Here is a 9,639-nt window from a genome sequence, read left to right on the forward strand (position 1 = left end):
AAACTTTACTTTTGAATTAAATATATAACTCAGACTTAAGTAATAAAAAAATGAAAAAACTAATCTTAGGAATAGCACTTTTTGGTGGATTAAGTGCAGCAAACGCGCAAATTGATTTAGGAGTAAAAGGAGGTCTTAACTTCCCAACTTTATCTGGTGATTCAAGACAATTATATGAAAATCAAACTAAATTCAGAACTGATTTTTATGTGGGAGGTTATGCAAACTATAAAATAACGGATCAAATTAGTTTTCAACCAGAGTTATTATATTCTAAACAAGGAGCAGGATTAAAAACTAATGATAACTCAAAAGCAAAATTAATTACACATAATATTAATATTCCTTTAATGGGACGTTATGAAATTATGGATGGATTAAATGTTGAATTTGGTCCGCAATTGGGTTTCTTGGTTTCTGCTAAAGAGAAATATGAATTAGGTAAAGAAAATACAAAAATAAAAGCTACTGACAATTTCAAAACATTTGATTTTGGATTAAATTTTGGTGCAGCTTATAAAATAACAGATGAATTAGAGATTAATGCTCGTTTTACAAAAGGATTGTCAAATATTAATGATTATTATCCGCAAACAGTTAATGACAATTACAAAATTACAAATACTTACTTTAGTATTGGTGTAGCATACAAATTAGCTGAAATGTAATTCATTTCAAATCAAAATATTGAAAGGAGCTTTTGCTCCTTTTTTTTGTGCTTTATCGTTAAATAATTGCAAAATAAATTTGCTATGTCAAATTAAATTCTATATTTGTAGTAATCAAAATACAGTTGTAGATATGAAAGTTAAATTATCAAGAAGAGAAGAGGAAGTGATGGAAGTTATTTGGAGTGGAAAACAAGTTTTTGCGAAAGATATTATCGATTCTTATGACGATCCAAAACCTGCGAATACTACAATTTCTACCTTATTAAAAAGGATGCACGACAAAGGTTATATCGATTACGAACAAATGGGAAATTCGCGTCGATACTATGCTTTGGTGAAAAAAGATGATTATTTTTCAAAAGAAGTAAAAGGAATGATTTCCAACTTCTTTAATAATTCGGCAACACAATTTGCTTCATTTTTTGCAAAATCGAACAATATGTCGGTCGAAGAATTAGAAAAATTACGTGACATTATCGATAATGAAATAGACCGTAAAAAGAAATAATCTATGGTTGCGTTTTTTATAAAATTTATTCTTTGTTCCGGATTTTTATATTCCTTTTATAAACTTTTTTTGGAACGTGAAAGCATGTATAAAATCAATCGATTTTATCTGTTGTTTTCGTTGATATTTTCGTTAATCGCGCCTTTGTACAAAATTGATTTGCCTATCACAGCGACAGAAACAAATATTTCGCCCGAATTATTGGCTTTTCTGATGCAAAATCCTGAATTGTTGCAACAAGAAAGAGGAATCAATTTTGGTGATATTTTGAATGTTATTTACATTTTGGTTGGTGTAATTTTTCTTGTAAGATTTATCTACAATTTGTACGAATTGATGTTCAAAATTAAAACTGAGGAAAAAATCAAAGATCAAGAAATTACATATATTCTTGATTTAGATTCGAATCAGCCGTATAGTTTTTGGAAATATATTTTTATTCCGAAAAAGCAACTAAAAAGCTTACATCAAAATTTAATTGATCACGAAAAAGCGCATTGTATTCAGAAACATAGTTTGGACATTTTGTTGATTGAAATTTTTCAAATTCTTTTTTGGTTCAATCCGTTTATTTATTTCTATAAAAAATCAATCAAACTAAATCACGAGTTTTTGGCAGATGAATATGTATTGAAAAGAAACTCAGATTTAAAAACTTACCAACATCAAATTTTGGATTGTATTGCAACGCAAAATCCATCTATGATGGCAAGTAATTTCAATTTTATTCTAACTAAAAAACGCCTACTTATGATGACAAAAAATACATCGAAACGAAAAGTAAAGATTCTTTCGTTTGCATCATTACCTTTTATATTGAGTGCTTTTGTACTTTTTAGCCAAAAATCGTTCGCGCAAGAAGTTGAGAAAAAAGCTCAAAAAGTGGAACAAGCGTTGGAAAAACCTGTTCAATCGCAGGCCGAAATTCTTCTTGGACAAGCAACTACTTTAAGAGATTCGCTTCTCAAAACAGATCAAGCTAAAAAAACAACTCCAATAGAAAAAGTGATTACGAAAGATGAGTTAAAAAAGATTCTAAAAAGTAATCCACAAAACAAAATTATCTTGAATGATGCTGGAGATATCATTCTGAATGATTCTATCAAAATAAAAGATATTGTCTTGAAAAAAGAGTTGGTTCCGACGATTTTATATGGAACAGATGGAAAAGTTTTGCGAAAAATTGATCCAAAAGAAATAGAAAAAGTTTTTGTAAAAAGTAATGAAGGTTTGATAGAAATTATCAAAAAAGATTCAAGTATCATCAAAATTTTTAATTCAGAAAAAGACATTCCGAATATTGATAAAAAAGTAAAAACAGCTAAAATGCCAACATTAAAAAATAATATTACGTTGAAAAATGGTTATTCTATTTATACAGATAAAAATGGTGTTGAGCATAAAATTATTAGTTCTGAAATTGATAAGGTTTATTTAGAAAATCAATTAAAATCAAAAGAAATTGATAATAGTTATAGTTTAAGTTTTTCAAAAAATAAAGGAATTGATAATACAGAAATAGAAAAACAAGTAAAAAATGCGCAAGCAAGAGATTATGATATTGCAGCTGTAAAAACGGAAACTAAAAATCCGTGGGCAATTACAGTAGAACCGCATTCTGCAAGAGAAGTAACGAAATTTAAAGTTGATCCCAAAAATCCCGAAATACAAAAATTAGGTACTTTTACTGTAAAAACATTTTATTCTGAAGATCCAAAAGAAATGAGTAAACATCTTGAGGAGAAAAAGAAAGAACTAGAATTACAAGAAAAAAATACTAAACAAATGCTAAAAGAGATTGAAAAAAGGCAAAAAGAATTAAAAAAAGAAATTAAGAAATAATAAAAATTTCATAGTATTTATAACATATTCTCAAAAAAAGGAAACTCGCACGAGTTTCCTTTTTTTATACGTCATGTTTTGGCATTCTGATTTTCTATTTTTGAGAAGATTGTTTAACTTTCCTAAAAATTCAGAATTTGTTACAAGCAGGCGATTTCAAAATTTACAATGCTTCCGCTGGAGCAGGTAAAACTTACACTTTGGTAAAGGAATTTCTTTCGTTGTTATTGACGAATGAAAGCGATTATCATTTCGAACACATTTTAGCTATTACGTTTACGAATAAAGCGGCGGGTGAAATGAAGGAACGTATCATCGAAACTTTAGAAGAAATTGCCAAAAATCCTAATCCAAAAGAAGATCAATATATTCTCGAATTAGCTTCGGAACTGAATTTGAAGCCTGAAATCATCAAGACAAAAGCATACAATATTCTGATTGCGATTCTTCATAATTATTCCAAATTTTCGATTTCCACAATTGATAAATTTAATCTTCGATTGATGAAATCTTTTGCGCAAGATTTAGGTTTATCAATGAATTTTGATGTCGAAATGAATACAAATGAAATCATTAATGAATCCGTTGATTTGTTGTATTCAAAAATTGGAGAAGACGAAAAACTAACGCAAACAATGATCAAAATTGCGTTGGATAATATGGACGAAAATAAATCGTGGGATATTCGAAAAACACTTTCTTCAGACACTTCGGACATTTCTAATGATCGTCATTTGCAAGATTTAGAAAAATTAAAAAACATTTCGTTAGACGAATTTATTCGTTATCGAAAAGTTATTTTTGATGATATAAAAACTTTGAAAGATGGTTTGATTACAATTGGAAATGAGTTTTTCGAATTGCTTGCAAACAATGGAATTTCGGTAAATGAATTACCAGGAAAAAGTCGAGGAATTGCTGCTTTTTTCCAGAAATTAAAAAACTTTGATGGTTTTGGTTTGATTTTACCAACCGATGCGAATACAAAAGATATTTTGGAAGACGGTTACCTTTCGAAAGTGAAAGAGGCAATAGCAGAATCTATTTTTCCTCAAGTGAAAGATTTGTTCGAAAAAGCTGCGAACATCAATGATCACTTACTTTTGTTAACCTCCATTCAGAAAAATATATCCTCAATTTCGTTGATTAATGAAGTTGAAAAATCATTGGATTCGATCAAAAAAGATTCAAATGTTTTGTTGATTAACGAATTCAATACTATCATCAGTAAAAATCTGCAACAACAACCTGCCAATTTTATTTATGAGCGAATTGGTTCGCGTTACAATCATTATTTTATTGATGAATTTCAGGATACATCGACGTTACAATGGAATAATCTGAATCCGTTGGTCGAAAATGCACGCGCGCAATCTGATACAATTATGTTGGTTGGTGATGCAAAACAGTCCATTTATCGTTGGCGAGGTGGAAATCCTGCACAAATGATTGATTTAATTGATCGAAAAGAGGAAGAAAATATTAAAGTTGAAGAATTAGAAAAAAACTGGCGAAGTCACGAAAATATTATTCAATTTAACAATGAATTGTATTCGTTTATCGCGCCACAACTCAATTTGCCGAGTTTTCAATATTTGTACGAAATCGGAAATAAACAATTGACCAATCATCAAAAAGATGGTTTTGTCAAAATAAATTTTATTGAACAAGAAGGTCGTTCGAAAGATTTATTTAAAGAACAAAATTTAGAATTGGTTCTAAAAACAATTGAAAATTGCCGAGCAAATGGTTTCTCATTAAATGATATTGCGATTTTGGTTCGCAGTAATGCGCAAGGGATTTTGTTAGCGAAATATTTGACCGAAAATAATTTGATTGTGATTTCTAATGAAGCTTTGTTGTTAAAGAATTCTTTCGAAATTCAATTAATTGAATATTTGTTCAAAATCACCTCAAATCCACAAGACGAACAATCAAAAATTCGTTTTTTAATGGTGGCTTATGAATTAGAATTATTCAAAACGGATGATTTAACGATTACTGTTGAAAAAGCCTTAAAAGGTGATTTACCAAAGTTTTTAAAATTAACCAAATCACTTGGAATTGATTTAGATTTTATTCAAGATCAAAACCTTTCGTTATACGATTTTACAGAAAAAGCGATTCGAACTTTACATTTACAAGAACGTTCGCCTGCTTATATTTTAAGTTTTTTGGATGTTATTTTAGAGTATTCATCGAAAAATGAATCGGATCTGAATTCATTTCTTGAGTTTTGGTCAACAATCAAAGATAAAGCGAGTATCAAAACGCCAAAAGGTGTTGATGCGATTCAGATTATGACGATTCACAAATCAAAAGGCTTGGAATTTCCAGTTGTGATTTTGCCTTTTTTGGATTGGCAAAGTAAGAATTCTAAAATTTGGATTCCATTACAAAAAGATGAAGAAAATCCGTTCGAAACATTTTATGTTGGAATTAATAATGAATTGAAATCAATCAAAAACGAAGCGATAAAATCGAAGATTGACGAAGAAGAAAATTTGGTTCAATTGGATGAAATTAATACACTTTATGTTGCAACAACGCGTGCAAAAGAGCAATTGTATATGATTGCGCTAAAACCAAAAGAGTCTTCGAAATCTAAAAATATTGCAAATTATTTACACGAATTTGTTTTCAGTAAAGGTTTTTCTGAGGATGAAGTTATTTTGAAAGGTTCTCCAGAACGAATTTCAACTCCAAAAATTATAGAAAATTCTTCGGCTGAGTTAAAAATTTATTCTTCGGATTGGAATACGCGTTTAGTGATTAATACGAATTCGGAAAAAGCGCAAGAAAAGTTGAAATTCACCGAATTTGGAAATACAGTTCATAACATTTTATCACAAATTGTCACACAAAATGATTTGCCAAAAATCATTGAAAGTGAAAAACAACGTGGTACAATTTCAGCCGAAAATGTAGAACATCTGCAAAAAACCTTGCAAAATTTATTACAAGATGTTAAATTAGTTCCATATTTTGCTGAAGGTTTAACCGTTTTAAATGAACGCGATTTTATTGATGAAAATGGACAAATTTTCAGAGCCGATCGTGTGGTAATTGATGCAGAAAATAATTGTTCGATTATCGATTATAAAACTGGTCAACCCGATTTAGATCATCATTTTCAAGTAAATAGATATGCCAATTTTTTTAGAAATTTAGGTTATAATATTCAGACCAAAATCTTGATTTATATTGATGATGAACAGCAAAAAATAAATGTTGTAGAGGTATTTTGATGAATGAAAATGTAAAATTAAAATTAGCGAGTTTACCCGAAACGCCCGGTGTTTATCAATATTATAACAAAAAAGGAGATTTGTTATACATTGGTAAAGCGAAAAACTTGAAGCGTCGCGTGAATTCGTATTTCAATAAGCAACACGATTCGAAACGTTTGCGTGTTTTGGTGAGTAATATTGATAACATCGAAACCATCAACGTAAATTCTGAATATGATGCGTTGTTGTTGGAAAATAATTTGATTAAAGAACATCAACCACGATACAATATCCTGTTAAGAGATGACAAAACCTATCCTTGGATTTGCATCAAAAATGAACGATTTCCACGTATTTTTTCGACTCGAAATGTGATCAAAGATGGTTCGGAATACTTTGGACCATATTCTAACGGAAAAGCAATGAAAGTTTTGTTAGGTTTGATCAAAGAATTGTATCAACTAAGAACGTGTTCGTATGATTTGAGTGAGAAAAATATCGAAAATCATAAATTCAAAGTTTGCTTAGAATACCATATTGGCAATTGTCTTGGACCTTGTGAAGCTTATCAAACCGAGGAAGAATATAACGAGCAAATTTCGGCAATTCGTAATATTATCAAAGGAGAATTTAACGAAGCAAAGCAATATTTGGTTAACCAAATGACAAAATATGCTGCTGAATTGAAGTTTGAAAAAGCGCAAATGATTAAAGAAAAAATCGAGGCGTTACAGAATTATCAATCTCGTTCTACAATTGTTTCGCCTACGATTACGAATGTTGATGTTTTTTCGATTACGTCAGATGAAGAATATGCGTATGTCAATTTCATGAAAATTTATCACGGAGCAATCATACAGTCGCATACAGAGGAATGGAAAAAGAAATTGGACGAAACGGACGAAGATTTATTGGAACGCGCAATTATTGATTTTTCGGATCGATTTAATTTAACTTCGAAAGAAATTTATGTTCCGTTCGAATTGAGTTTAGAAATTCCGTTCAGAAAAATTACCGTTCCGAAAATTGGCGATAAAAAACATATTGTCGATTTATCGTTAAAAAATACACGAATTTATCGTTTAGAACAGCTCAAACAAACCAAAATCGTCGATCCTGATCGTCATACAAATCGTATCATGAATCAGATGAAAGTTGATTTGCGTTTACCTGCAGAACCTCGACATATTGAAGGTTTTGATAACTCTAACATTCAAGGAACGAATCCTGTTTCGGCTTGTGTGGTGTTCAAAAATGGAAAACCAAGTAAGAAAGATTATCGCATTTTCAATGTTAAAACCGTAGAAGGACCGAACGATTTTGCGACGATGGAAGAGGTGATTGAAAGACGATATTCGAGAGTTTTGGCTGAAGGAGAATCTTTGCCTCAATTAATTTTGATTGATGGTGGAAAAGGGCAATTAAGTTCTGCTCTAAAATCGATTGATCGTTTGGGTTTACGCGGAAAAGTTTCGGTGATTGGAATTGCGAAACGTTTAGAAGAAATTTATTATCCAGATGATCCTTATCCGTTATATTTGGAAAAAAATTCTGAAACCTTGAAAGTGCTTCAACATGTGCGAGATGAATCGCACCGATTTGGAATTACACGTCACCGAAATCGTCGAAGTAAAAACGCTTATAATTCGGTTTTGGAAGAAATAGAAGGTATCGGTCCGCAAACAATTAAAGAATTATTAACAAAATTTAAATCGGTCGAACGAATAAAAAATGCATCTTTGTTAGAATTAACCGATTGTATAGGAAAATCTAAAGCAAAAAAAATAAAAGATTATTTTTCGAATGATGAAAAATCTACTAATTGACAGAGATTTAACGTCTCTTTTGAACAATCCAAAGCTACAAGCCACTTTGGCAATTGTTCCTATCACTTTATTTGTACTTGGCTTGTTAAGTTATTTTGGAATTTTTTATTCGATGTTTAGTACGCTCGATGTGCAGCTAGGACATTCAGGAAGTTCTAAATCGCTATTGAGTGCGTTATTAGGAAATCTTATCATTTTTATCTTCTTGGTATTGATGAGTTTTTTCACTGGCGTGATTTCTTTTGTATACTTTATTGTGCATGCTTTAAAGAATCCAAATTTGATAAAAAGTGATGATCGCTTGGTCTGGATTACGATTATTATTTTTGGAAATGGAATAGGAATTTTTGTCTATTGGCTGACTCAAATCAAGCGAAAAAAACCTCGTCCAATTATTGATTTATACACAGACGATATCTAAAAATATAAACTGCTTTACAATTTAGTAAAGCAGTTTTTTTTATGAATTATTTCAAAAATTTGTACCTTTTAACTACAAATCAAAACAACATGAAAATAGTAGAATTATTAGCAAAAGAATTGCAAAACGAGTATCAAATTACCAAAGAATTTATTGCAAGATTCCCTGAGGATAAAACGACATACAAACCTCATGAAAAAAGTATGGACATTACAATGTTGACGAATCATATTGTCGAAATATTTGCTTGGCCAGCTTTGATTTTAACAACTGATAAATTAGATTTTGCTACAGGAGATTACAAACCGACAAGTTTTACTTCTGTGCAAGATTTACAAAAGAAATTAGACGAAGATTACGAAGCGGGTGAAAATTCCTTGAAAAACGCAACGGATGAAGAATTGAATAATAATTGGAAAATTGTTGCTGGTGATACAGTCTTCGCAGATTTTACAAAATATGAAGCAATTCGTCATGCACTAAATCAAATCACACATCATCGCGCTCAATTAGGGGTATTTTATCGTTTATTGGGAATAGATTTACCTTCTAGTTATGGACCAAGTTCTGATTCTCAAAAGTTTCAATAAAAAAAGACCTCTTAAATAAGAGGTCTTAAAATCATAATTAGTGTTAATTGTATTACTGATCAGTAATATTGTTATCTCAAAAATATAACATATATCATATTTAAACAAATCTAAGTTGTGTTTTTTTTAAGAAATATTAACAATTTTATAATATTCGTAGTTAATAATCTATTTTATTGATTTTATCTAAAAAAGACATCTATAAAAGTATCAATTAATATGAATTCATAAAAAAAGCTTTCGAAATTCTCGAAAGCTTTTTTATATTTTGACTTTATATTGTTTTAAACAAAAGGAGTTTTTACAACTTCTGCTAATACATTTTTATCACGAATCTGAATTCTAATTGTTGTTCCAACTTTAGCAAAATCTGTATGAACATATGCTAAACCAATTCCTTGTTTCAACATTGGAGACTGCGTTCCTGAAGTCACAATACCGATTGTATTCTCGTTGTCATCTACAACTTTATAATCGTGGCGAGGAATTCCTCTTTCGATCATTTTGAAACCAACTAATTTCTTCTCAACTCCAGCTTCTTTTTGAGCTTT

The 9,639-nt window shown here is 30.2% G+C and carries 8 protein-coding genes; 7 read left to right on the top strand and 1 reads right to left on the bottom strand.

Going from position 1 to position 9,639, the window contains the following annotated elements; genetic code table 11:
• Positions 1–50: 50 nt before the first annotated feature.
• The 7 genes from B3R94_RS02560 to B3R94_RS02590 all read left to right on the top strand — a co-directional run bounded on the left by B3R94_RS02560 (position 51) and on the right by B3R94_RS02590 (position 9,088).
• Positions 51–668, top strand: a complete 618-nt coding sequence (locus B3R94_RS02560; RefSeq protein WP_115001567.1) for a porin family protein — start codon at positions 51–53, stop codon at positions 666–668.
• 133 nt (positions 669–801) lie between these two features.
• On the top strand, positions 802–1,179 hold the full coding sequence (locus tag B3R94_RS02565) for a BlaI/MecI/CopY family transcriptional regulator (RefSeq protein WP_038331851.1): 378 nt from the start codon (positions 802–804) through the stop codon (positions 1,177–1,179).
• Between the two features lie 84 nt (positions 1,180–1,263).
• A complete protein-coding gene (locus tag B3R94_RS02570) occupies positions 1,264–3,021 on the top strand; it encodes a M56 family metallopeptidase (protein WP_291098447.1) in 1,758 nt (585 codons plus the stop codon).
• Positions 3,022–3,158: 137 nt separating this feature from the next.
• Positions 3,159–6,269, top strand: coding sequence for a UvrD-helicase domain-containing protein (locus B3R94_RS02575; protein ID WP_291098450.1), 3,111 nt, complete (start codon positions 3,159–3,161; stop codon positions 6,267–6,269).
• Positions 6,269–8,077, top strand: a complete 1,809-nt coding sequence (uvrC, locus tag B3R94_RS02580) for an excinuclease ABC subunit UvrC (RefSeq protein WP_291098453.1) — start codon at positions 6,269–6,271, stop codon at positions 8,075–8,077. Before B3R94_RS02575 ends, uvrC begins: the two co-directional genes overlap by 1 nt.
• Complete coding sequence (locus tag B3R94_RS02585) at positions 8,058–8,498, top strand: hypothetical protein (protein ID WP_236688169.1); 441 nt, start codon at positions 8,058–8,060, stop codon at positions 8,496–8,498. The genes uvrC and B3R94_RS02585 overlap by 20 nt, the downstream gene beginning before the upstream one ends.
• An 89-nt stretch (positions 8,499–8,587) precedes the next feature.
• A complete protein-coding gene (locus tag B3R94_RS02590) occupies positions 8,588–9,088 on the top strand; it encodes a DinB family protein (RefSeq protein ID WP_280062894.1) in 501 nt (166 codons plus the stop codon).
• A gap of 284 nt (positions 9,089–9,372) precedes the next feature.
• Here the strand turns inward: B3R94_RS02590 and B3R94_RS02595 are convergent.
• Positions 9,373–9,639 (bottom strand): glycine cleavage T C-terminal barrel domain-containing protein (locus B3R94_RS02595; RefSeq protein WP_291098458.1); only part of this gene is annotated, 267 nt, incomplete at its 5' end.

This window comes from Empedobacter sp. UBA7611, assembly GCF_002484365.1.
Classification (GTDB): domain Bacteria; phylum Bacteroidota; class Bacteroidia; order Flavobacteriales; family Weeksellaceae; genus Empedobacter; species Empedobacter falsenii_B.

Coding starts and splice junctions, on each gene's coding strand:
- B3R94_RS02560 (WP_115001567.1), top strand. CDS start 51: ATGAAAAAACTAATCTTAGGAATAGCACTTTTTGGTGGATTAAGTGCA.
- B3R94_RS02565 (WP_038331851.1), top strand. CDS start 802: ATGAAAGTTAAATTATCAAGAAGAGAAGAGGAAGTGATGGAAGTTATT.
- B3R94_RS02570 (WP_291098447.1), top strand. CDS start 1,264: ATGTATAAAATCAATCGATTTTATCTGTTGTTTTCGTTGATATTTTCG.
- uvrC (WP_291098453.1), top strand. CDS start 6,269: ATGAATGAAAATGTAAAATTAAAATTAGCGAGTTTACCCGAAACGCCC.
- B3R94_RS02585 (WP_236688169.1), top strand. CDS start 8,058: ATGAAAAATCTACTAATTGACAGAGATTTAACGTCTCTTTTGAACAAT.
- B3R94_RS02590 (WP_280062894.1), top strand. CDS start 8,588: ATGAAAATAGTAGAATTATTAGCAAAAGAATTGCAAAACGAGTATCAA.